Source organism: Leifsonia shinshuensis (assembly GCF_014217625.1).
Classification (GTDB): domain Bacteria; phylum Actinomycetota; class Actinomycetes; order Actinomycetales; family Microbacteriaceae; genus Leifsonia; species Leifsonia shinshuensis_A.
This window is the reverse complement of record NZ_CP043641.1, coordinates 208,723-231,538: the sequence shown is the minus strand read 5'-3', so window position 1 is coordinate 231,538 and position 22,816 is coordinate 208,723. Positions and strand designations below refer to the sequence as shown.

Annotated in this window: 22 protein-coding genes; 8 read left to right on the top strand and 14 right to left on the bottom strand. The window is 71.1% G+C overall.

Going from position 1 to position 22,816, the window contains the following annotated elements; all coding sequences use genetic code 11:
* Window positions 1-73: 73 nt before the first annotated feature.
* Window positions 74-415, top strand: coding sequence for a DUF7882 family protein (locus F1C12_RS01155; RefSeq protein ID WP_185277057.1), 342 nt, complete (start codon window positions 74-76; stop codon window positions 413-415).
* Window positions 416-530: 115 nt separating this feature from the next.
* Complete coding sequence (locus tag F1C12_RS01150) at window positions 531-713, top strand: hypothetical protein (protein ID WP_185277056.1); 183 nt, start codon at window positions 531-533, stop codon at window positions 711-713.
* 52 nt (window positions 714-765) lie between these two features.
* On the opposite strand, the gene F1C12_RS01145 is transcribed toward F1C12_RS01150, so the two are convergent.
* The gene (locus F1C12_RS01145; RefSeq protein ID WP_185277055.1) at window positions 766-1,677 is read right to left on the bottom strand and encodes a sigma-70 family RNA polymerase sigma factor; all 912 of its coding nucleotides are present in this window, start codon (window positions 1,675-1,677) and stop codon (window positions 766-768) included.
* Window positions 1,678-1,941: 264 nt separating this feature from the next.
* Between F1C12_RS01145 and F1C12_RS01140 the strand changes: the two genes are divergently transcribed.
* The gene (locus tag F1C12_RS01140) at window positions 1,942-3,387 is read left to right on the top strand and encodes an MFS transporter (protein ID WP_219732708.1); all 1,446 of its coding nucleotides are present in this window, start codon (window positions 1,942-1,944) and stop codon (window positions 3,385-3,387) included.
* 3 nt (window positions 3,388-3,390) lie between these two features.
* On the opposite strand, the gene F1C12_RS01135 is transcribed toward F1C12_RS01140, so the two are convergent.
* The gene (locus F1C12_RS01135) at window positions 3,391-4,356 is read right to left on the bottom strand and encodes a DNA topoisomerase IB (protein ID WP_185277053.1); all 966 of its coding nucleotides are present in this window, start codon (window positions 4,354-4,356) and stop codon (window positions 3,391-3,393) included.
* Window positions 4,353-5,255: a non-homologous end joining protein Ku gene (ku, locus tag F1C12_RS01130; RefSeq protein ID WP_185277052.1), complete on the bottom strand. Its 903-nt coding sequence runs from the start codon at window positions 5,253-5,255 to the stop codon at window positions 4,353-4,355. The genes F1C12_RS01135 and ku overlap by 4 nt, the downstream gene beginning before the upstream one ends.
* Window positions 5,256-5,342: 87 nt before the next feature.
* Here ku and F1C12_RS01125 point away from each other — a divergent pair, with 87 nt between their 5' ends.
* The 3 genes from F1C12_RS01125 to F1C12_RS01115 all read left to right on the top strand — a co-directional run bounded on the left by F1C12_RS01125 (window position 5,343) and on the right by F1C12_RS01115 (window position 9,665).
* Window positions 5,343-7,799, top strand: coding sequence for an ATP-dependent DNA ligase (locus tag F1C12_RS01125; protein ID WP_185277051.1), 2,457 nt, complete (start codon window positions 5,343-5,345; stop codon window positions 7,797-7,799).
* Window positions 7,800-7,842: 43 nt separating this feature from the next.
* Window positions 7,843-8,277 carry a hypothetical protein gene (locus F1C12_RS01120; RefSeq protein ID WP_185277050.1) on the top strand — a complete coding sequence of 145 codons (435 nt, stop codon included), beginning with the start codon at window positions 7,843-7,845 and terminating at the stop codon, window positions 8,275-8,277.
* Window positions 8,278-8,363: 86 nt separating this feature from the next.
* On the top strand, window positions 8,364-9,665 hold the full coding sequence (locus F1C12_RS01115; protein WP_185278713.1) for an MFS transporter: 1,302 nt from the start codon (window positions 8,364-8,366) through the stop codon (window positions 9,663-9,665).
* Between the two features lie 71 nt (window positions 9,666-9,736).
* Here the strand turns inward: F1C12_RS01115 and F1C12_RS01110 are convergent, their stop codons facing one another.
* Window positions 9,737-10,372, bottom strand: coding sequence for a putative glycolipid-binding domain-containing protein (locus F1C12_RS01110; protein WP_258046067.1), 636 nt, complete (start codon window positions 10,370-10,372; stop codon window positions 9,737-9,739).
* Window positions 10,373-10,446: 74 nt separating this feature from the next.
* Complete coding sequence (locus tag F1C12_RS01105) at window positions 10,447-11,616, bottom strand: citrate synthase (protein WP_185277049.1); 1,170 nt, start codon at window positions 11,614-11,616, stop codon at window positions 10,447-10,449.
* A 51-nt stretch (window positions 11,617-11,667) separates the two neighbouring features.
* On the opposite strand from F1C12_RS01105, the gene F1C12_RS01100 reads away from it, so the two are divergent.
* Window positions 11,668-12,888: a citrate/2-methylcitrate synthase gene (locus F1C12_RS01100; RefSeq protein WP_185277048.1), complete on the top strand. Its 1,221-nt coding sequence runs from the start codon at window positions 11,668-11,670 to the stop codon at window positions 12,886-12,888.
* Between the two features lie 69 nt (window positions 12,889-12,957).
* Here the strand turns inward: F1C12_RS01100 and F1C12_RS01095 are convergent, their stop codons facing one another.
* The 3 genes from F1C12_RS01095 to F1C12_RS01085 are packed head-to-tail and all read right to left on the bottom strand — an operon-like array spanning window position 12,958 to window position 15,601.
* Complete coding sequence (locus F1C12_RS01095) at window positions 12,958-13,617, bottom strand: methionine ABC transporter permease (protein ID WP_185277047.1); 660 nt, start codon at window positions 13,615-13,617, stop codon at window positions 12,958-12,960.
* Complete coding sequence (locus F1C12_RS01090; protein WP_308457996.1) at window positions 13,614-14,639, bottom strand: methionine ABC transporter ATP-binding protein; 1,026 nt, start codon at window positions 14,637-14,639, stop codon at window positions 13,614-13,616. The genes F1C12_RS01095 and F1C12_RS01090 overlap by 4 nt, the downstream gene beginning before the upstream one ends.
* A 2-nt stretch (window positions 14,640-14,641) precedes the next feature.
* On the bottom strand, window positions 14,642-15,601 hold the full coding sequence (locus F1C12_RS01085; RefSeq protein ID WP_185277046.1) for a MetQ/NlpA family ABC transporter substrate-binding protein: 960 nt from the start codon (window positions 15,599-15,601) through the stop codon (window positions 14,642-14,644).
* Between the two features lie 276 nt (window positions 15,602-15,877).
* Between F1C12_RS01085 and F1C12_RS01080 the strand changes: the two genes are divergently transcribed.
* Window positions 15,878-16,132 (top strand): hypothetical protein, encoded by a 255-nt coding sequence (locus tag F1C12_RS01080; RefSeq protein WP_185277045.1) that lies wholly within the window; start codon window positions 15,878-15,880, stop codon window positions 16,130-16,132.
* Window positions 16,133-16,550: 418 nt separating this feature from the next.
* Here the strand turns inward: F1C12_RS01080 and F1C12_RS01075 are convergent, their stop codons facing one another.
* The 6 genes from F1C12_RS01075 to F1C12_RS01050 form a co-directional block, all read right to left on the bottom strand.
* Window positions 16,551-16,970, bottom strand: a complete 420-nt coding sequence (locus tag F1C12_RS01075) for a VOC family protein (protein ID WP_185277044.1) — start codon at window positions 16,968-16,970, stop codon at window positions 16,551-16,553.
* 68 nt (window positions 16,971-17,038) lie between these two features.
* Entirely contained in the window at window positions 17,039-17,452 is a 414-nt protein-coding gene (locus F1C12_RS01070) for a helix-turn-helix transcriptional regulator (protein WP_185277043.1), read from the bottom strand.
* A 16-nt stretch (window positions 17,453-17,468) separates the two neighbouring features.
* A complete protein-coding gene (locus tag F1C12_RS01065) occupies window positions 17,469-20,990 on the bottom strand; it encodes a TM0106 family RecB-like putative nuclease (protein ID WP_185277042.1) in 3,522 nt (1,173 codons plus the stop codon).
* Between the two features lie 58 nt (window positions 20,991-21,048).
* The gene (locus tag F1C12_RS01060; RefSeq protein WP_185277041.1) at window positions 21,049-21,612 is read right to left on the bottom strand and encodes an HhH-GPD-type base excision DNA repair protein; all 564 of its coding nucleotides are present in this window, start codon (window positions 21,610-21,612) and stop codon (window positions 21,049-21,051) included.
* A gap of 21 nt (window positions 21,613-21,633) precedes the next feature.
* On the bottom strand, window positions 21,634-21,849 hold the full coding sequence (locus F1C12_RS01055) for an SCO4848 family membrane protein (protein WP_185277040.1): 216 nt from the start codon (window positions 21,847-21,849) through the stop codon (window positions 21,634-21,636).
* Window positions 21,846-22,745, bottom strand: coding sequence for a LysR family transcriptional regulator (locus tag F1C12_RS01050; RefSeq protein ID WP_185277039.1), 900 nt, complete (start codon window positions 22,743-22,745; stop codon window positions 21,846-21,848). Before F1C12_RS01050 ends, F1C12_RS01055 begins: the two co-directional genes overlap by 4 nt.
* Window positions 22,746-22,816 lie beyond the last annotated feature (71 nt).

The window sequence follows — 22,816 nt, the reverse complement described above, 5'->3', positions numbered from 1 at the left end:
ACACGGAAACGCCGCCCGGACAATCCCCCGCGCCGAATACGTGCATTTCCTATGCGTCGGGTACGGTTCTCGCATGGGCAAGCTCGTTTACGGAGGAACGACCGAGATCGGTTTCGAGGACAGAGTGCTCGCGCACCTGCAGATCGTCGTCGGACTCAAGCTGCGGCGCAAGGAAGGGTTCTTCTTCTCCTGGCGCGACGAGCAGGGCGTCGGCGACGGCCGCTCCGCGATCTGGATCGACCCGGCCATCCCGCTGCTGTTCCGCTACAGCGGCGGACGCCACCCGTCAATCAACAAGCAGTGGCTGGAGCAGCTCACCCTCTCCTCCAACAGCGCCCAGGGACTCCAGCTCACCGAGGAGATCGGCGCGCTCGGCGCCGACGAGGTGAGCGCCGACACGCCTCCCGGTCGCTGAGCCCGCCGCGGCGGCCCACGCAGCGCCGCCAACTCGCTGAGAGACCCTCGGCGACTCTTGATCGGCTTCCGGCCCCGGCCTACCGTTGGTAGGGATCATGGATGGGAGGCGCACCATGACACCGGAAGCAGAAGACCCGCTCGTCGCCGCCGCACCGGCGGAGGCGCCTGTGGCGGAGACCGCCGACGCCCCCGCGGACGCGGAGGCCGGCGCGGACGAGGCCGCCCCGGGCGATCGCCCTGGCGACATCCCGTTCGACCAGGCGGTGGCGGAACACGAGAACCCCGAGCTCGGCTGAGCCCGGGGTTCCCTGGTCTTGGTCCTGCGCGACGCTCGGCGCAGGCGGTCGATCAGCGCAGGTATTCGAGCAGCTCGGGGCTGCGCAGGCGCTTGAGGCTGCGGGTCTCCAGCTGACGGACGCGCTCGCGGGTGATGCCGTAGACGGCGCCGACCTCGTCGAGGGTCATCGGCTTCTGGCCGTCGAGCCCGAAGCGCATCCGGACCACCTTGGCGTCGCGCGGCGGCAGCTCGCGCAGGCGCTCCTCCAGATCGCGGTGGCGGAACTCGACCTCGACCGACTCCGACGGGCCGGGGGCGTCGCCGTCCTCGATCAGGTCGCCGAGCTCTGCGCCCTCGTTCTCGCCGACCGGCACGGCCAGCGACACGGTCTCGGAGTCGCTCATGCGCAGCTTGTGCACCTCGGCCGGGGTGAGGTTGGCGGCCTCCGCCATCTCCTCCAGCGTGGGGGTGCGGCCGAGCTCTCCGCCGAGGTCGCGGCGGATGCGGTCCAGCTTGTCGATCTTCTCGACGGTGTGCACGGGGATACGGATCAGGCGGGCGGTGTCGGCGATGCCGCGCAGGATGGACTGGCGGATCCACCAGGTGGCGTAGGTGGAGAACTTGTTGCCCGTCCGGTAGTCGAACTTCTCGACCGCGCGCACCAGGCCGAGGTTGCCCTCCTGGATCAGGTCCATCACGGCGAGCCCGCGGCCCGCGTAGCGCTTGGCGATGCTGACGACCAGGCGGAGGTTCGCCTCGATGAAGCGCTCGAAGGCGCGCTTGCCGTCGTCGGCCAGGTACTGCAGTTCGCGCTTCTCCCGCGGGGTCAGCCCGGGGCGGGTCGCCAGGCGGTCGCCGGCGAGCACGCCGATCTCGATCCGCTTGGCCAGGGCGACTTCCTCGTCCGCCGTCAGCAGGCGGGTCCTTCCGATGGAATTGAGGTAGTCGCGAACTGGATCATTGGTCACTTCGAGCGTCGTCATCGTGTCATCCCATTTCGTCGTGCGCAGGTGTTTTCTGCCTCGATTCGTGGGTCCACGGTGTCAGATTGCGCAGACCCCCAACAAGGGGTTGACAAGGGTGGTAGCGCTCGCTAGGCGTGTCGCTTGCTTTCGCGCAAATACTCGGTTGTCAAGGGCCTGTAACGAGAATGGGAGGCTCGTACTGTCCTGGCAATGAGTGCGTATTCATCGGATTCTCAGCGAGGAAGCGGATTGAAGACGATCCGCACCACCATCCCGGCCCGCTTGGACCGCCTCCCCTGGTCGCATTTCCATTGGCTCGTCGTGGTCGGCCTCGGCACGGTGTGGATCCTCGACGGCCTCGAGGTGACCATCGTCGGAGCGATCGCGAGCCGCCTCACGGAGAAGGCTTCCGGGCTCGGGCTGACCACCGCGCAGGTCGGACTCGCCGCCGCGATCTACGTCGCCGGCGCGTGCGTGGGGTCCCTGGTCTTCGGCTACCTCACCGACCGGTTCGGCCGGAAGAAGCTCTTCATCCTCACGCTCGGCCTCTACCTCCTCGCGACCGTGCTCACGGCGTTCTCGGTGACACCGTGGATGTTCTTCGTGTTCCGGTTCTTCACCGGCGCCGGCATCGGCGGCGAGTACGCGGCCATCAACTCGGCGATCGACGAGCTCATCCCCGCCCGCCGCCGCGGTGTCGTCGACCTCGCCATCAACGGCTCGTACTGGCTCGGCACCGCCTTCGGCGCCATCCTCACGGTCTTCCTGCTCAATACGGCGATCTTCCCGGCGAACATCGGCTGGCGCATCGCCTTCGGCCTGGGCGCCGTGCTCGGCCTGGTCATCCTGCTCGTGCGCCGCAACGTTCCGGAGTCGCCGCGCTGGATGTTCATCCACGGCCGCGACGAGGCCGCCGAGAAGGAAGTCGCGGAGATCGAGCGCGACATCGAGAAGGAGAGCGGTTCGCAGCTGGAGGCCGTGCCCGACGACAAGGGCATCGAGATCCACCAGCGCCGTTCGACGGGGTTCGGCGAGATCATCCGGGTCGGCATCCACCAGTACCCGAAGCGCTCGGTCCTCGGCCTGTCGCTGTTCATCGGGCAGGCGTTCCTCTACAACGCCGTGTTCTTCACCTACGCGCTGGTGCTGACCAACCTGCTGAAGGTGCCGGCCGACGTCGCGCCGTGGTCGCTGATCCCGATCGCGATCGGCAACTTCCTCGGCCCGCTGCTGCTGGGCCGGCTGTTCGACTCGGTGGGCCGCCGGTTCATGATCACGCTGTCGTATGTCGGCTCCGGCGTGCTGCTCATCGGCACGGCCCTGCTCTTCTCCGCCGGCGCCCTCGACGCCGTCTGGCTGACGGTCTGCTGGATGGTGGTGTTCTTCTTCGCCTCGGCGGGTGCCAGCGCGGCCTACCTGACGGTGAGCGAGATCTTCCCGATGGAGACCCGCGCGATGGCGATCGCGTTCTTCTACGCGGTCGGCACCGCGGCGGGCGGCATCGTCGGCCCGATCCTGTTCGGCCAGCTGATCGGCGGCGGCGTCCAGGCGGTCGCCTTCGGGTACTACCTCGGCGCCGGGCTGATGATCGCGGCGGGACTGGTGGAGCTGTTCCTCGGCGTGGACGCGGAGCGGAAGTCGCTGGAGGATGTGGCGGCGCCGCTGTCGGCGGGGACGCCTGCGCAGACGGGGTCGCCGTCGCAGTCGCGGTCGGAGTCCGGGAGGTAGGCCTCAGCCCAGGAGCTCCAGCAGCGCCGGCTCGGGAGCCCGGCCACCGCCCGTGTCGATGACGTCGCCCGACCGGTAGCGGTCGAAAACCCGCGGGTCGATGTAGCTGTTCCTGGCGATCGTCGGCGTGTTCCCGAGCGCGTCCGCGGCCTCCGCCACCGCTGCCGTGACCCGCTTCGCCCGCTGGGCCTCCTTGTCCGCCAGGCCCAGTTCGGCGAGCGCCTTCGCCGCGACGATCGTGCCGTGCAGGGTGCGGAAGTCCTTGGCCGTGAACTCGCCTCCGGTCTGGCGCTGGATGTACTCGTTCAGCGACGCCGGGCGGATCGTGTGCCAGGTCCCGTCCTTCCACGACAGCAGCCGGGAACGCTGACCGCGCAGCGCCACGATCTCGGCCAGCAGCTCCGCCAGGTCGGGGTCCTCGATGGTGCTCGACCACTTCTGCGCCGACTTGGCGGGGAACGTCAGCGTCACCTGGTCGCCGTCGATGGCGGCGTGGCGGCAGAGCAGCGTGGTGAGGCCGCGGCTGCCGTTCGCGTGCAGGTACTCCTCGCTGCCGATCCGGAGGCTGCCGAGGTCGATGACGCGGAACGCGGCGGCGAGGATGCGGTCGCGCCCGAAGCCCTCCTGCCGCAGGTCCATCGTGACCTTGCGGCGAGCGCCCGGCAGCGTCTCGGCGAGCTGCGCCGCCCGCTCGAACTTGATCCGGTCCTGATGCAGCCGCCAGGCCTCGTGGTAGAGGTACTGCCGCCGTCCGGCCGCGTCCGTCCCGACCGCCTGGATGTGGCCGCGGGCGTCCGGGGAGATCCAGACGTCCTTCCACGCGGGCGGGATGACGAGCGAGCGGATGCGCTCCAGCTCGCGCTCGTCCACGATGCGGTTGCCCGCTTCGTCCTCGTACACCGGACCCTTCGCGGAGCCGCGGCGCGCATAGCCCGGCCCCGACGGGTCGCTGCGGCGCAGGCGTGTCACGCGGGTTTCTTGGCCTTCGCGGGAGCCTTCTTCGCCTGGGCCTTCTTCTCCGGAGCCTTCTTCGCCGTCGCCGCCGGCTTCTTCTCCGCGGCGTCCTTCGACCCGCCTCCCCTGCTGCGCTCGACGCTGCGCTGCAGCGCCTCCATCAGGTCGATGACCTCGCCGCCGCCCTTCTTGGCCTCCTCCTGCTCCTCGCCGAAGGTCGCCGCGGTGTCGATGCTCTCGCCCTGCTCCAGCTTGGCGTCGATCAGCTTGCGCAGCTCGTCCTGGTACTCGTCGCTGAACTTCTCCGGCTCGAAGTCGCCGGCGAAGCTCTCCATCAGGGCGGAGGACAGCGACAGCTCGCGCTCGGTGATGCGCGGCGCGGTCTCCAGCGACGGGAAGTCGGCCGCGCGGATCTCGTCGTGCCACAGCATGGTCTGCAGCACCAGGACGTTGCCGCGCACCCGCAGCGCGCCCAGCCGGGTCTTCTGGCGCAGCGCGAAGTTGACGATCGCGGTGCGGTCCTCGTCCTCCAGCGTCTTGCGCAGCAGCGCGTAGGCCTTCAGCGACTTCGAGTCCGGCTCCAGGTAGTAGCTGCGGTCGAACATGAGCGGGTCGAGCTGGTCGTTCGGCACGAACTCGACCACGTCGATCTCCCGGCTGCGCTCGGCGGGCAGCGACTCCAGGTCCTCCGGCGTCAGGATGACCGTCCGCTCGCCGTCGTCGTACGCCTTCGCGATGTGCTCGTACGGGATCGTCTTGCCGTCGATCTCGCACACGCGCTTGTACCGGATGCGCCCGCCGTCGGCGTCGTGCACCTGGTGCAGCGCCACGTCGTGGTCCTCGGTCGCGCTGTAGACCTTCACCGGCACATTGACCAGCCCGAAGGTGATGGCTCCCGTCCATATGGCCCTCATGGGACCATCGTGTCCGCGCTCCCGCGGAAAAACAACAGTGGAAGCGGTATCTGCCGCGCACGCGCTCGGGCGGCGTACGGTGTTCGCATGGTTGCGGAGGACACCGAGACGGTCTCGATCGACGGCCACCGGCTGCGGCTGACGAACCTCGACAAGGTCATGTACCCGGAGACCGGGACCACGAAGGCCGACGTGATCGGCTACTACAACGCCATCGCCGACGTGATGATCCCACACACCCGCGACCGCATCGCCACCCGCAAACGCTGGGTGCACGGAGTCGGGACGCCGGAGAAGCCCGGCGAGGTCTTCTTCCAGAAGAACCTGGACCCGGCCTCCACTCCGGGCTGGGTGAAGCAGCGCACGATCACGCACAAGACCAGCGCCAACACCTACCCGCTGGTCAACGACCGGGCGACCCTGGTCTGGCTGGCGCAGATCGCGTCGCTGGAGCTGCACGTGCCGCAGTGGCGGGTGGGCCGCGGCGACACGCGGCACAACCCGGACCGGCTGGTGCTCGACCTCGATCCGGGCGAGGGCGCGACGCTGCAGGACTGCGCGGAGGTCGCCCGGCTGGCCCGCGCCATCCTCGCCGACATGGGGCTCGACCCGCTGCCGGTGACGAGCGGGTCGAAGGGCATCCACCTCTACGCGCCGCTCGACGGCTCGCAGACCAGCGACCAGGTCTCCGCGGTCGCGCACGAGCTGGCCAGGGCGCTGGAGGCCGACCACCCCGACCTCGTCGTCAGCGACATGAAGAAGACGCTGCGCGAAGGCAAGGTGCTGGTCGACTGGAGCCAGAACAACGGCGCGAAGACGACGATCGCGCCGTACTCGCTGCGTGGCCGGTTCCGGCCGACGGTCGCGGCGCCGCGCACGTGGCGGGAGCTGGCCTCGAAGGACCTGCGCCAGCTCGAGTACCCGGAGGTGCTGGAGCGGGTGAAGCGCCGCGGCGACCCGCTGGCGGACCTGTCGGCGGGGCGGGCCGTCGCCGAGGAGAACAGCGCGGCGGACACCGACCGGCTCACGACGTATCGCTCGAAGCGCGACGCCGCCAAGACCCCGGAGCCGGTGCCGTCGGTCAGCCCGGACGCCGCCGAGGGCCGCTCGTTCGTCATCCAGGAGCACCACGCCAGGCGGCTGCACTGGGACTTCCGCCTCCAGCACGACGGCGTGCTGGTCAGCTGGGCGTTGCCGAAGGGGCCGCCGGACGACCCGAAGCAGAACCACCTCGCCGTGCACGTGGAGGACCATCCGCTGGAGTACGGGACGTTCGCGGGCGACATCCCGCACGGCGAGTACGGCGCGGGCCACGTCGACATCTGGGACCACGGCGAGTACGAGCTGGAGAAGTGGCGCGACGACGAGGTGATCGCGACGCTGCACGGGCAGCCGGACGGCGGCCTGGGCGGGGAGCCGCGGAAGTTCGCGCTCATCGCGACGAAGCAGGGCGGGGATGAGAAGAACTGGCTCATCCACCTGATGAAGGACGCGGGGACGGCTGCGGCGAAGAAGCCGGCGCGCTCCGCCTCCGCGAAGCCCGTCACAGAGAAGATCATCACCCCCAAGCGCATCACAGAGAAGCCCGTCTCCCCCATGCTCGCCACGCTCGGCTCGCGCGCTGACATCCACGACGAGTCCGAGTGGGCGTTCGAGATGAAGTGGGACGGCATCCGGGCGGTCTCGGTCGTGCGCGGCGGCGCCCTGCGGCTTACCACCCGCAACGGCAACGACGTCACCGGCACCTATCCCGAGCTCGCCGCGCTCATCGGCCTGGCGGGCGACCACGATCTCGTCCTGGACGGCGAGATCGTCACGCTGACCCCGCAGGGCCGGCCCGACTTCGGCCTGCTGCAGACCCGGATGGGCCTCACCCGTCCGGCGGAGGTGCGCGCCGCGGCGGAGCGGGCGCCCGCGCACTACTTCGTCTTCGACCTCCTCGAACTCGACGGGACCGACCTCCGAAAGAAGACGTACGACGAGCGCCGCGCCGCCCTCCAGGACACCCTGCGCCCGCCGAAGGACGACCCGGTGCAGGTCCCCCCGGCGTTCGCCGGCGACGTCGACCACGCCATCTCCTCGTCCCGGGAGCTGGGCCTGGAGGGCGTCATGGCCAAGCAGCGCGACGGCACGTACGCGACGGGCCGGCGCTCCCGCACCTGGATCAAGATCAAGCACCACCTCACGCAGGAGGTCGTCATCGGCGGCTGGACCCCCGGCAACGGCCGCCGCGCCAACAGCATCGGGGCGCTGCTGCTCGGCATTCCGGACGGCGACGGCCTGCGCTACGTCGGCAAGGTGGGGATTGGCTTCACCGACGCGATGCTGGACGACCTGGCGAAGAAGCTCGCAGCCCACCCGCGGACGACTCCCCCGCTGACGGGCGTCCCGTCGCTCGACGCGCGCGGCGCGCACTGGGTGCGGCCGGAGTACGTCGGCGAGGTCGAGTTCGCCGAGTGGACAGGCACCGACCGACTGCGTCAGCCGTCGTGGCGCGGGCTGCGTCCCGACAAGCGCGTCGACCAGGTCGTCAAGGAGAGCTGACGATGTTCTTCCCGGCGCCCGGGCGGGCGGTAGGATCGTCGTCGTGACCACGCACATCATCGCTGAGCCCCGCACCGAGAACGAGATCGACGACGAGCACGGCGCTCTCGTCCGCAGCCTGAGCGCGACGGTGCCGCCGATGCTCGGCAACCTGCTCGCGACCCTCGTCGTGCTGGTCACCCTCGTGCTCGGCGTCATCAGCCTGGTCGCGACCTGGTCGGGCAATGCGGGTGCGTTCCTGCCGCTCTTCCAGATGACGGTCGCCGGCACCGTCGTGTCGCTCAACGCGCTGTACGCGCGCCGCACCTTCAGCTACGTCATCACGCTGATCGGCGCCGTCCTCTGGCTCTGGGTCTCCGTCACCCCGTTCCTGCCGTTCTGGCAGGTCGTGCTGCAAGCCGTCACGGTCACCATCATGCTGTTCGGCGTCGTGTTCTCGCTGGCGGCGGTCTCGCTCAGCAAGAAGCCCCGCTTCTGAGCGCCGGCCAGGCGCCGGGCACCAAGGAGCCCGACGATACGAGCGCGCCCGGCGGCTCGGGCGCAGCTGCGCACGATGAGCCGCGACTGGCCCACTCCCGGCACTTCGTCGACCTCAGCCCGCTGAAGGAGTCGCCGGCGTTCGCCCGGCTCTGGCTCGGCGGGGCGATCTCCGGCATCGGCGGCCAGATGACGGTCGTGGCCGTCGGCCTCCACATCTACGACCTCACCCACTCGACACTGGCCGTGTCGCTCGTCGCGCTGTTCGCGCTCGTGCCCATGATCGTGTTCGGGCTGTACGGCGGCGTGCTCGCCGACGCCTTCGACCGGCGGACGGTCGCACTCGTCACGGCGGTCGTCGCGTGGGCCTCCACGGCCGGGATCGCGGTGTTCGCCTGGATGCACATCCAGGTGGTCTGGCCGCTGTACGTGCTCACGACGCTCAACGCAGTCGCCACGGTGATGATCGGCGCCACCCGGCAGGCGATCACCCCGCGACTCCTGCCCGCCCGGCTGCTGCCGGCGGCGAGCGCGCTCGGCGGGATCAGCATGGGCGTCATGGTCACCGTCGGCCCCGCGCTCGCCGGCCTCCTGGTCGCGAGCGTCGGCATCCCGTGGACGTACACGGTCGACGTCATCCTGTTCACTGCGGCGTTCCTCGGGATCTTCACACTGCCGAAGATCATCCCGGAGGGCGAGCGGCAGAGCGCCGGGCTGTCCTCGGTGCTGCAGGGGCTGCGGTTCCTGAAGTCGGCGCCGAACCTGTCGATGACCTTCGTGCTCGACATCATCGCGATGACCTTCGGGCAGCCGCGCGCGCTGTTCCCGGCGGTCGGCGCGCTGCTCATCGGCGGCGGTCCGGTGACGGTCGGCATCCTGACCGCGGCCGGCGCCGTCGGGACGCTCGTCTCCAGCGTGTTCTCCGGCCGGCTCGGCGGCGTGCGCCGGCAGGGCCGTGCGGTGGAGCGGGCGATCATCGTCTACGGCGCCGCGATCCTCGGCTTCGGCATCGTGCTCGCAGTCGTCGCGTTCAGCGGGACGGCCGGCGGCGCCGCGTCGATCGCCGACGCGAACCTCCCCGCGCTGATCGCGGCCACCGTGCTGCTCGCGGCCTCGGGCGCGGCGGACAACGTCAGCTCGATCTTCCGGATGACCATCCTGCAGGCGTCGGCGCCCGACGCGATGCGCGGCAGACTGCAGGGCGTCTTCACCGTCGTCGTGACCGGCGGCCCACGGCTCGGGGACCTCTACATCGGCGTGCTCGCGCTCACCGGCGCCCTCTGGTTCCCTCCGCTGCTGGGCGGCCTGCTGATCGTGGTGCTGGTCGCGACGATCGTCCGCGTCCGCCGCGGCTTCCGCGACTACGACGCCCTCGCCCCCACCCCCTGACGCACAACCGTCGAGGGGCACGTAAACGCCCCTAAGAGCGCGTTTTGGGGGCGTTTACGTGCCCCTCGGCGTCAGCGGGTGCGGATGCGGCGGGCGAGGCGCGGGTAGTCGATGACCAGGCCGTCCTCGTCCACGCCGAGGTCGGCGGTGAACCCGCTGCCGACGCTCCGGTAGCGAACGACCGAGCGGCCCGCTCCCGCGTCGAACGGCTCGGCCGCGCTGTACGCCTGGCGGCTGGCGACCACCGCGAGCGACGGGAGGTCGACCCACGCCATGGTGAGCTCGGTCTCCTCCAGCCCCTCCAGCGCACGCAGCCGGAGGATCGGCATGGTGTTCGTCACCGGGCAGAGCGCCAGGTCGCAGTCGAGCGCGCCGCCCAGGCTCCCGGGATCCGCGATACCGGGAGCGGCCATCGGCTCGTCGTGGTAGCGGTCGTCGCCGTGCGTGTACGACTCGGAGGCCCAGCGGCCGTGGGCGTCGCGGGTGAGGACGAGCCAGCGGGTGAAACCGCGGCCGTCGACGGCGACGGACAGCCGGGAGGTCACCCAGTCGGGCCCGGTCTCCAGCGCCCAGCTGGTGACGTAGTCCGTCGTGCGCGACGTGCCGAGCGCGTCCAGCCGGTCGGGCGCGAAGGTGACGACCGCCGCCTCCAGCCGCTCCGGGTCCTCGTCGCCGACCCACTCCACGTGCCGCACCGCTCCGCGCATGGCGTCCTCCGTCGCTCGTGCGAACCGCTGACGCGGCCGCCGAGCAGCACGATACGCCCGCCACCCGCCCCGCGTCAGGCCGCGATCGAGCGTCCGGGCAGCGGCTCGGGCGCCGGCGGGCCGACGTACCGCGACGAGGGCCGCAGGATCTTGCCGTCCGCCGCCTGCTCCAGGATGTGCGCCGTCCAGCCGACCACGCGCGCCGCGGCGAACGTCGGCGTGAACAGCTCGCGCGGGATCCCGCACAGCTCCATCACCACGCCCGCGTAGAACTCGACGTTCGTGTGCAGCCCGCGGCCGGGCTTCAGCTCCTCGAGGAGCTGCTGGACGCGCTCCTCCACCCGCACCGCGAAGTCCACCCGGTCGCCGCCGAAGCCCTGCGCGACCTCCTTCAGCAGCACCGAGCGCGGGTCCTCCGTGCGGTACACCGCGTGGCCGAAGCCCATCACGCGTCCGCCTGCGTGCACGGTCTCGGTGATCCACGTGTCGATGTTCTCGGGCGCGCCGATCGCGTCGAGGGTGTCGAGCGCGCGGCTGGGCGCGCCGCCGTGCAGCGGGCCGGACAGGGCGCCCAGCGCGCCGTCCACCGCCGCCGCGACGTCCGCGCCTGTCGACGCGATGACCCTGGCCGTGAAGGTGGAGGCATTGAAGCCGTGGTCGATCGCAGCCGTCAGGTAGGCGCTGAGCGCGTGCTCGTGGGCGGCGTCCGGAGTGCGTCCGGTGATCAGGCGGAGGTAGCCGGCGACGTGGCCGAGGTCGTCGCGCGGCTCCAGCGGCGTCCGCCCCTCCGCGTAGGCGTGCAGCGACGCCAGCAGCACCGGCGTGACCGCCGCGATGCGGATCGCGTCGCTCAGCCGCTCGTCCCCGTCCTCGTCGTAGACGGGCCGCATCCCGTCGGCCGCGGCGACCGCGGCGAGCGCCATCCGGAGCCCGGCCAGCAGGTCGCCGCCCGCGGTCAGCCGGGCGATCGCGGGCAGCAGCTCGGCCACCGACTCCGGGATGCGTCGCGCCGCGGCGATCCGCTCCCGGAACGCCGCCAGCTCCTGCGCCGACGGCAGCTCGCCGAACAGCAGCAGGTACCAGGCGTCCTCGAAGCTGCGCTCGCGCGCCAGGTCGATGGCCGAGTACTGGCGGTAGTGGTAGAACCCCTCGTGCCCGCGGACGTCGCCGAGCGCCGTGGTGGCGGCGACGACGTTGGTGAGCCCACGCGGGACGTCGATGAGGGTGTCGTTCATGCGGTCCATGCCAGTAGTGTGAACGTGGATTCTACGCACGTCAACGTTGATCGGATCAATATGAGCGACCTCCCGCGGCTCACTGCCGAACAGACCGCCGACCGCCTCGGCGTGAAGCTGGAGACCCTGTACGCGTACGTCGCGCGCGGGCTGCTGACCCGCGAGCGCACCGCGGCCGGGTCCACGTTCGAGCCTTTGGAGGTGGAGGCCTTCGCCTCGGCGCGCCGCCGCCGCACGTCCTCCCGACCGCCGCGCTCGGAGGGCCGCCCGCTGATGGTGATCGAGACGGACTTCGCGCTGATCGACGACGGCGAGTTGTACTACCGCGGCCGCCCGGCCGCCGAGCTAGCCGCGGACCCGTTCGAGGTGGTGGCGCACTGGGCGCTCACCGGAGTGTGGGACGCGTCGGTGCGGTTCGCGGCCGGCCCCGGGCTGGAGGCGGCCCGCCGGGTCGCGGAGGCGCTGCCGGCCGGGGCAGGTGACCGCGATCGCCAGCTGGTGGCGGTGACGGCGCTGGCGGCGGCTGACCCGCTGCGGACCTCGCTCGATCCGGAGGCCGTGGCAGGAGCCGCGGAACGGCTGATCGCGGGGATGGTGGCGGTTCTTCCGGAGAAGTCGGCGCCGGACGACCCCACCCTCGAAGGCCCTACCCTCGCCGCCGCGCTCTGGGCCCGCCTCTCCCCGCACCCCGCCTCCCCCGAGGCCCTGCGCACCCTCGACGCCGCGCTGGTCCTGCTGCTCGACCACGACCTCGCCGTCTCCACGCTCGCCGCCCGCGCGGCCGCGTCCGCGCGCGCGACCCCCTACGCCGTGGTCGTCGCCGGCCTCGGCGCGCTCGACTCACCCCTGCACGGCAACGCCAGCCGCGCCGCGCACCGCATGCTCGCCCGGATCGCCGCGGGCGAGGAGCCCGCCCGGGTCGTCGCGGACGCCGTGGCGGACGGGCGCGGACCCGTCCCGGGCTTCGGCCAGCCGCTCTACCCCGGCGGCGACCCGCGCGGGCGGATCCTGCTCGGCATGCTCGCCGACGTCCCCGGAGCCGAACCGGTGGTGGCCGCCGTCGACGCGCTGGCCGCCCTGCTGCGCGAGCGCACCGGAGCCGCGCCGAACGTCGACCTCGCGCTCGCGGCGCTCTCCCTCGCGGGCGGGATGGCCGACGACGCGGGCGAGGTGATCTTCGCGACCGCGCGCACCGCGGGCTGGATCGTGCACGCGCTCGCGGAGTACCGCGAGCGCCCGCTGCGGCTGCGGCCGGTCGGCCGCTACACCGCGAGGGCGTAGCCGCCGGCCGACGCGGTCAGCGCCCCCTCGGCCCCGGCACCGGACGGACGCACCGGCCGGCCGACCGCCTCACCGCCGCAGCGCCTTCCGCGCCAGCCGGTTGCCCACGAACTGCGCCACCTGCACCAGCACCACGATGGTGAGCACCGCGACCCACGTCACGACCCAGTTGTACCGCTGGTAGCCGTACGAGATCGCGAAGTCCCCGAGCCCGCCGCCGCCCAGGCTGCCCGCGACCGCCGACAGGTCCACGATCGCCACGAACACGAACGTGTAGCCCAGGATGAGCGGGCCGAGCGCCTCCGGGATGAGCAGCGTGGAGATGATCCGCCATGGACTCGATCCCATCGCGCGCGCCGCCTCGATCACGCCGGGGTCGATCGTGACCAGATTCTGCTCCACGATGCGGGAGATCGCGAACGTCGCGGCGATCGTCATCGGAAAGATCGCCGCAGGCGTGCCGAGGAAGGTCCCGAGCACCGCCTGGGTCAGCGGCGCCACCGCGGTCATGAAGATGATGAACGGGATCGGCCGGACGAAGTTGACCAGCACGTTCAGCACCGCAGACAGCACCCGGTTCTCCAGCAGCCCGCCGGGCCGCGTCGTGTAGAGCAGGACGCCGAGCGCGAGGCCGAGGACGCCGCCGAGCACGAGCGTCGCGACAACCATCCAGAGGGTCTGTCCGATGGAGGTCAGGTACACCGGCCAAAGCGTCGACCAGTCGTTCATGCCGCGACCTCCTCGACCTCGGTGACCGTGCGCAGCTCCGCCACCAGCGCGTCCACCGCGTCGGGTTCGCCGAGCAGTTCGAGCGTCAGGCTGCCGAACGACCGGCCCTGCAGCGCCGAGATGCCGCCGTAGACGATCTCGAACCGGACGCCGTGCCGGCCGACCGCGTCGGAGAGCACGGCGCCGAGGCGGCCGTCATCGTGGATGCGCGCCGAGACGATCCTCCCGGCGTGTTTGCCGCGCAGCCGCTCGATGTCGGCCTCGCCCGGCTGGTTGCGCAGCACCGTGCCGACGAAGCGCTGCGACGTCGCGGTCTGCGGGTCGGAGAACACGTCGAACACTGTCCCCAGCTCGATGATCCGGCCGGAGTCGAGCACGGCGACCCGGTCGGCGATCGAGCGGACGACCTCCATCTCGTGCGTGATGACGACGATGGTGACGCCGAGCTCCGCGTTGACCCGCTTGAGCAGTGCCAGCACGTCGGCGGTCGTCTCCGGGTCGAGCGCGCTGGTCGCCTCGTCGGCGAGCAGGATGGCCGGGTTCGTCGCGAGCGCCCGGGCGATGCCGACGCGCTGCTTCTGGCCTCCCGAGAGCTGGTCGGGGTACGCCCAGGCCTTCTCGGTCAGGCCGACGAAGGCGAGCAGTTCGGCGACCCGCTGCTTGCGCTTGTCGGCGGGCCAGCCCGCGACCTTCAGCGGGTACGCGATGTTCGCGAACACCGTGCGTGAGCGGAACAGGTTGAACTGCTGGAAGATCATCCCGATCCCCGCCCGGACGCTCCGGAGGTCGCGCTCACGCAGCGTGGTCAGGTCGCGGCCGTCGACGATCACGGAGCCTGCGGTCGCGTGCTCCAGCGCGTTGATGAGCCGCAGCAGCGTGCTCTTGCCCGCGCCGGAGTAGCCGATGATGCCGAAGATCTCGCCGCGCTCGATGGTCAGGTCGATGTCCGAGACGGCGGAGACCGCGGCGTCGCCCGAGCGGAAGCTCTTGGTGACGCCGCGGAACTCGATGAGGGCGCTCACGCCTACTTCGCCGCCTTGATGGACGTCTCCAGCGAGCGCAGGATCGCGATCAGGTCGGCCTGCGGCTTCTGCACGATCACGGCGGTGTTCTTCGAGTCGGCGAGCACGGCGTCCTGGACGGCCTTCGAGTGGTACAGGTCGGCGATCTTCAGGAAGGTCGCGTTGTCCTTGTCCTTCGCGCGGGCGACGAACGCGTTGATGTACGGCTCGGCAGCGGAGCTCTTCGGGTCGTCCTGGAACAGGGCGGACTTCGGGTCGATCCCGGCCGGGCCGACGAAGGTGTTGTTGATCACCGCGGCGTCTGCCGAGTCGAGCGCGGGCGCGGTCTGGGCCGCATCGACCGGAAGCACCGTGACCTTCGATGCCGCGGCGTCGATGTCGGCCGGCGTGGAGAGCGTGCTCCCGCCGTTCTTCAGCTTCAGGAGCCCGGCCTTCTGTAGCACGAGGAGGGCGCGCGCCTGGTTGGTGGGGTCGTTCGGGATGGCGACCTTCGCCCCGGCCGGCAGCGCGTCCAGCGAGGTGAACTTCTTCGAGTAGAGCGACAGCGGGACGACGTAGGTCGACGCGATCGGGACCAGGTTCTGGCCGGACTCCACGTTGTAGTTCGCCAGGAACTGCAGGTGCTGGAAGAGGTTGAGGTCGAGCTGGCCGTTCGCGAGGGCGGCGTTCGGTTGCGTGTAGTCCTTGAACCCGACGACCTGAATGTCGATGCCCTCCTTGGCCGCCTCGCTCTTCAGGATGGGCCAGTACGGTGCGGACTGCTCGGTGGTCCCGATCTTGACGGCGACGGTCGTGCCCGCCGCGTCGGCGGAGCCGCTGTTGTTCGCGTTGACGACCGCGATCACACCGCCGAAGACGGCGAGGACCGCGACGACGGCGATGCCGACGATCCACGGGGTCTTGGAGCGCTTGGGCTTCTCCGGGAGCGCAGGGACGGTTCCGGGCGGGGTGGCGTCGGGCATGGCTGTGCCTCTCTTGTGAAGGGGTGTGATGTGCCGGCGGACGGTTGGCGGCACATCAAACCTTTCAAGGGAGGATGTGCATCGTCAAACGCTCTACGTAATGTGACGGCGTCCGGCGAACTTAACGTTTGCAATATCTGGTTCAACCACTCTGGTCATATCGAACGTCGCCGGAGACGATCAGTGTGGCGGTTCGCAGTCTCGGGCTCGCTATCACACGTCGGCCTCACGAACTCGAGTGCGAGTCAGCGCCGACACAAAAGTAAGGAACTCTACATGAAGAAGCTCGCGCGATTTGGCGCAGGAGTAGCAGTCACGGCTGCGTTGTTCACGGGAACGGCTGCTCCGGCATTCGCCGACACAGCAGGTCTCTATTCTTCGAAGGCGGCATGTGTAGCAGAGCAGAACAAGACTCAGAAGCTGGGCTACTACATCTCGCGCCCGTGCTACGACAACACCGGCCTATTCGTCGTGTGGGCCGGCCTCCAGCCCATCGGATGGGCATTCGACTACAAGTGGATGGGGATGTAATCGGCCCCAGAGAGGACAACTGATCCTGAATGTGAAGCGCAAACGCTCTGGCAGCGAGCGACAAGAGACCTAAGGATCCGAGTACGACAGATAAGTCGGCCTGCGCGGCGCGCCGGACACCATTTGGGGCGGCGCACCACGCCCTCGCAGGACGGATTCGCCGACCCGCTCGCTTCGCAGGCTGCGCCCAGAACGTGAACCGCAACCACGACGCGGTTACGGTCGGGGACCTGGCCCATCGAGCCTTCCAGGGAAGAAATCGCGAGGCACACACGCCTAGTCCGTCAGATTTCGGATCTTAGGTACGAACACTCTTGTCGGGCGCAGCGGCTGGCGGAAGAATCGGACGTACGTGTGCGCCGGAGGCCATTGGGGGGCTCCCGGCGCACACCGCACGCTGCCCGGTACGGGCGGTTCGCTACGCGGGCTGCGCCGCCGACTGCAAGATGCGCACCATGTTGCCGGACGGGTCGCGAAACGCGCAGTCGCGCGGGCCCCACGGCTGGTCCTTCGGCTCCTGGAGCACTTCGGCGCCGCTGGCGCGCACGCGCTCGAAGACGCCGTCGAGGTCGTCCTCGGTGCGGAAGACGACGTTGGTCAGCACGCCCTTGGCGACGAGCTCCTGGATGGCGTCGCCGTCGGACTGCGAACGGCCCGCGTACGGGTCGGAGAGGACGATCTCGGTGCCGGGCCGGCCGGCGACGCCGAGCGTGATCCAGTGGTGGCCGCCCGACTCGACGTCGTTCAGGACGTCCAGTCCCAGCGCGTCACGATAGAACGCGAGCGACTCCTCGGGGTTCGTGACGGTGATGTGCGAGTACTGAAGCGAAATGGTCATAGGGCCACTCTAGGAACGCGGCGCGGGCCGCGCTTCTCCATTCCTGCTCAGCTCTGCCCGGATGGGTCTTACCCCGGAATGGGCTTCGACCGCACCGGACGGGTGCGCTGCTTCGCGATGCAGTTCGGCATGGCGAGCACGGCGCGGTGCTCGCGGGCGCGGTAGCTGGTCGGCGACTCCCCCACTACCTCGGCGAACTTCGAACTGAACGAGCCGAGGGAGGTACAGCCGACCGCCATGCAGGCCTCCGTCACCGTCATCCCCTCGCGCAGCAGCGCCATCGCGCGCTCGATCCGCCGGGTCATCAGGTAGCTGTAGGGCGTCTCGCCGTAGACCGCGCGGAACCGGCGCGAGAAGTGCGACGGCGACATGAAGGCGGACGCGGCCATCGTCGGGACGTCGAGCGGCTCGGCGTACTCGCGATCGATCTTGTCGCGGGCTCGTCGCAGGATGACGAGCTCCTCCAGTTCCTCCGGGGACACGCCTCCACCGTAGCTCTCAGGCCCGCGCCTCACCAGCGGCTTCCCGCGCAGCCACGGTGGTGGACGGCGCGGGGCGGCCCGAGCCGGCGGGCTCGACCAGCCGGATGAACGCGCTGAGCTCGCCCACGCCGGCCGGGGTCGTCGGCAGGAACTCGGTCAGCTCGGGCGAGTGCACCAGGTACGCCGCCCACTTCGCCCGCGAGATCGCGACGTTCAGCCGGTTCTTCATCAGCAGGAACGACATCCCGCGCGGCACGTCGGCGGCCGACGACGCGGCGAGGCTGACGATCGCGACGGCGGCCTCCTGGCCCTGGAACTTGTCGACCGTCCCGACCCGCACCTGCGGGAAGCCGGCCTCGTCCAGCAGCTCGCGCACCTCGGCCAGCTGCGCGTTGTACGGGGTCACGACGATGACGTCGTCCTGCGCCAGCGGAACGTCCTCAACGTGCGCTGCGGGGTCGGTCCAGGAGCGGCCGATCAGGTCGTCCACGATGCGGACGACCTCCGCGGCTTCCTGCGGCGACGCGGTCGCGTCGCCCACGTGCTCCACCGGTGCCGGGTGGAGGCCGGGCTCGACGCCGCCGAGCTCGCGGTCGCGTGCGCTCGGGTGCGCGTGCAGCCGGCCCTCGTACGACAGCCGGGACACGGCCTCCGCCAGCGCCGGATGCATCCGGCGGCTCTCAGCGAGGAAGTAGCCGAGCTCGGCCGGGAGCACGTCGTGGCCGGCGCTCACCCAGCCGAGCGCGGAGCCGTCGACGGGCTCGGGATGGCTGCCCTGGCTCACCTGCGGGAGCTGCTGCGGGTCGCCGAGCAGCAGCAGGTTCCGCGCGGCCACGCCGACCGCGATGGTCGACGCGAGCGAGAACTGCCCGGCCTCGTCGATCACCAGGAGGTCGAGGCTGCCGCGCGGGATGCGCGCGGGGTTGGCGAAGTCCCACGCCGTTCCGCCGAGCACGTAGCCGCGGCCCTCGCGCTCGGCGGCGAACTCCAGGTGGCCGTTGCGGCGCAGCGGCGTGAACCGCGGCGCTTCGGCCGCGCCGCTCGGCACCTTGCCGACCAGGGCCGGGTCGAGCCCGGTGTCCACGACCCGGTCGAGCAGGTTCTCGACCACGGCGTGCGACTGGGCGACCACCCCGACGCGCCAGCCGTGCGCGGCGACGAGCCGGGCGATGACGTGGGCGCCGAGGTAGGACTTGCCGGTGCCGGGAGGCCCCTGCACCGCCAGGTAGGAGGCGTCCAGGTCGAGCAGGCTCGCGGTGACCGCGGCGATGCGGCCGCTGCCGTCCTCCGGCCCCTCGGGCGCCAGCGCTCCGGATCGCGTGCGCGGCGGCGTGCGCCGGAGCAGGTCGACGGTAGCGTTCAGGGGCCAGCGGTCGTCCCGGCGCGCGGCCAGCAGGTCGGTGCCCCACTCCCGCACCGCCTCGGCGAGCGGGCGCGTGTTCGGCGGCGGCGCCGGGGTGAGCGCCATCGGGAGGTGCGGGTAGGCCGCCACGTCCTCCGGCAGCGTCTCGCGCACCAGCACCGAGCCGTCGTCGGTGACGTCGATGACGGCGGCGCTGCGCACGGTCCGCGCGCCCGGCTGGGCACGCAGCAGCCGGAACGGCCCCGGGTACTCGTAGAGCAGGAACGGCCCCGAGCTCTCGCTCACCCGCACCGCACTGCCAGCGCCCCACTGGCCGGACAGCAGCAGTTCGCGGCGCTCCACCCGCTGACCTTCGTCGAGGTACCAGTCGCGCACCACGCGCACGGACTCCACGACCAGCACGTCGCGGGTGTCGGCCCACTCCTCCACCGGCTGGATGAGCCGGGAGAAGTGGCTCTGCCAGAAACTCTTCTGCTCGCGCCGGTGGAAGTCGATCGCCGCCGCGGCGAGCGCCACGGCCTCCCGGTCGGGCGTGCGGTGCGGATCGAGCGGGTCCCCGGCGAACCCGAGCAGGCCCGCGCGCAGCGGGGACTCCTCCGGGGCCGGCTCCGGCTCCTCCATCGGGGCGGCGCCGATCGGGACGCCCGCTTCGGCGGCGCGGGCGAGCAGCCAGTCCCGGAGGCGGAGCGTCGAGACGCAGTCGTAGCGGTTGTAGTCTCCGAGCGCGTCGAGCAGCGGCTGGGCCTCGTCGAAGCGCCCGAGCGCGATCAGGTCGCGGGCGTTCGCGTACTCGGTGATGGAGTCGGCGCCGTTCGTCACCTCGCTCTCGCGCAGCTCGGACCCCATGTACAGCGGCTCCAGCTTCTTGATGGAGTACGACCGCGAGCCGACCCGGACGGACTTGCGCACCAGCGGGTACAGGTCGACCATCACGTTGTCGCGCAGCAGGCCGTCGACCTCCTCCTCGCCGACGCCGTGCCGGGCGGAGATCGAGAGCAGGTGCGTCTGCTCGTACGCCGCGTAGTGGTAGATGTGCATGCCGGGATGGGCGGCGCGGCGATCGCGGACGAACTCCAGGAAGCGCTCCAGCGCCACCCGCTCCTCGGCGAAGTCGTGCGCCCAGAACGCGGTGAACCGGGCGTCGGTGTCGACCATGCCGAACAGGTAGTCGAGGTTCCAGCGCTCGCCTGCGCCCTCCGTGTAGAGCGGGTCGCCCTCGAAGTCGAAGAAGATGTCGCCCGCGTCGGGCTCCGGAAGGACGGCGAGCACCGGAGCGTTGAAGACCCGCACGGGCGGCGGCGCGCCCTCGACGGCCTCCAGCTGCAGCCTCGCCTGCTCGCGCAGCCCGGCGAGCGTGCCGTCGGGGATGCCCTCGACCGGCCCGGTCGTGGCGGCGAGCGCGTCGATGGTCGTGATGCCCGCCGCCGCCAGGCGCTCGCGCTGCGTGACGCGCATGCCGGCGACCAGGAGGACGTCGCGGGCGGCGACGATCTCCGCGTCGCAGGTGTCGCAGCGGCCGCAGACCGTGAACCGCGGGTCGCCCCACTCCACCGGCCCCGCGTCCGCGACGTGCTCGGCGATGACGTCGAGCAGCCGAGCGCGGCGCTTGCGGTAGACCGGCTCGATGTCGGACAGCCGGTGCTCGCTGACCGAGCCGTCGCCGAGCAGCAGCTCGACCGTCTCGTCGACCTCAACGCCGGTGCGCCGCAGCTGCTCGGCGTACGCCGCGAGCTGCAGCAGCGCGGTGACCCGGGCGCTGCGGGCCAGCTTGGAGTCCTGCACACGGTAGCGACCGTCGGGCAGCCGCACGATGAAGTCCGCGAAACCGACGAACGACCCGTCGAAGAAGGTGGCCTGGAAGACCACTTCGCTCGCGCGCGCGAAGGCGTCGGCAGTGAGGCGCACGGCCTCCGCGAGGCTGTCCGCGGTCAGCGACTCGGGCCGCTCGATCTCCGCGACGCCGTCGCCGAACCGCTCGCGGTAACGCTCCAGGATGTGGTGCTCCTGCTCGTCGCCCAGCCGCGACGAGCGCACGTACATCGGATCTTCGACCTCGTCGGTCTTCTCCAGCCGGCCGAGCTTGACGTCGAGCGTCCGCAGGAAGGCGAACTCGCACTTGGACGCTTCGGTCAGATCGCTGGCGCTGGTGACGATCACACCGTCGAGGAGGAACACACCGCTACGCTATCGGGGGCCGCCGACATCCCGGTCGCGATCCGGCCCGCCGGGCCGCTCAGCCCTTGGCCGCCGCCTTCATCGCGCGCTTGTGCTCACGCACCTTGGTCAGCGACTCCGGGTCGACGATGTCGGCGACGGAGCGGTAGCCCTCCGCGCCGTAGTCTCCGGCGGCCTCCCGCCAGCCCGGCGCCTGCAGGCCCTTCTGCTTGCCGAGCAGCGCCAGGAAGATCTTGGCCTTCTGCTCGCCGAAGCCGGGCAGCGCCTTGAGCCGGCGCAGCACCTCCGCGCCGCTGGGGTCGCCCTGCGTCCAGATCGCGGCCGTGTCCCCGCCCCAGTCGTCGACGATCGCGGCCGACAGCGACTGCAGCCGGCCCGCCATCGACCCGGGGAACCGGTGCACGGACGGGGTCTGCTTCATCACCGCCACCAGCTCGTCGGGGTCGAGGGCGGCGATCCCGGCCGGGTCGAGCGAGCCGAGCCGGTCGCGCAGCTTGGCGGGACCGGTGAAGGCGGTCTCCATCGCGATCTGCTGGTCGAGCATCATCCCGACGAGCAGGGCGAACGAGGACTGGTCGAGGAGGGCGTCGGCTTCGGCGTCGCCGGTGATCGTGATGGCCATGCCCTCATGCTCCCATCCGGCTCAGGCGACGAGCAACAGCACCCCCGCGACCGCGGACAGCAGCGCGAGCAGGAGAGCGATGCCGAGCAGCGTCGCGTGCACGCGCAGGAACGCCGTCGCGCGGCCGTCGGCGTCCCTGGCCCGCTGGTCGGAGCGGACCCGGGCGAAGAACCGCGGCCAGGCGATCACGTTGAAGACGGCGTTGACGAAGAGGACGAGGGCGGCGAAGACGGTCATGGTCCCTCCAGCGTAGGCGGGATCGGGCGGCCGAACCGCTCCGCGATCAACTCCAGCAGCGCGCGGGCGGCGGCTCCCGGGCGCGGATGCGCGATCACGCTGAGCCGCCAGTCGACGCCGGGCGACAACGGACGCACGACGACGCCCTCCGCCCGGTTGACCGTGAGCTCGGGGAGCGCGCCGACGCCGAGCCCTGCGGCCACGAACCGCGGGATCTCGCCGAGGTCGGACACCTCCGTCGCGACCTCCCGGCCGAGACCTGCGGCGGCGAGCGCGCGGTCGAGCACGACCCGGTTGCCGAAGCCCGCGCGGGCGTCCACCCAGCGCTCTCCGGCGAGGTCGGCCAGCGGGACGACCGCGCGGCCCGCGAGCGGATGCCCCTCCGGCAGGACCGCCACGAACGGCACGTCGGCGAGCGGCAGCGCGATCGTGCCGGGCACCGGGTCCGGCAGGCCGTAGAAGGCGACGTCCAGCCGCCCCTGCCGGACGTCGTCCGCCAGCCCGGTCGAGCCGCTCGGGGACGGCCCCAGCCGCAGGTCGACGCCGGGATGCCTGCGGCGGAACTCGCCCATGATCCCCGGGAGGTCGATGGAGGTCAGGTTGGTGAAGATCCCGACCCGCACCACCCCGCGCAGCGGCCCGTCACCCGCGCCGAGGTCGCGCAGCCGCTCGATGGACTGGAGCCCGGCGCGCGCCTCGGTGAGCGCCGCCTCCCCCGCGCTGGTGAGCGTCACTCCGTGCGCGTCGCGCTCGAACAGCCGCACGCCGAGCTCGCGCTCGAGGGCGGCGACCCCGGCCGAGACGGTCGACTGGGCGGCGAAGACCCGGGCCGCCGCGCGGGTGAAGTTCAGCTCCTCGGCGACCGCGACGAAGTACTCCAGCTGGCGGGTGTCCATGACGTCATCCTGTCGATCGCTCTGCTCGATTGCAAGGATCGGTTGCTTTCGTTGGACACGATCGAGCGGCG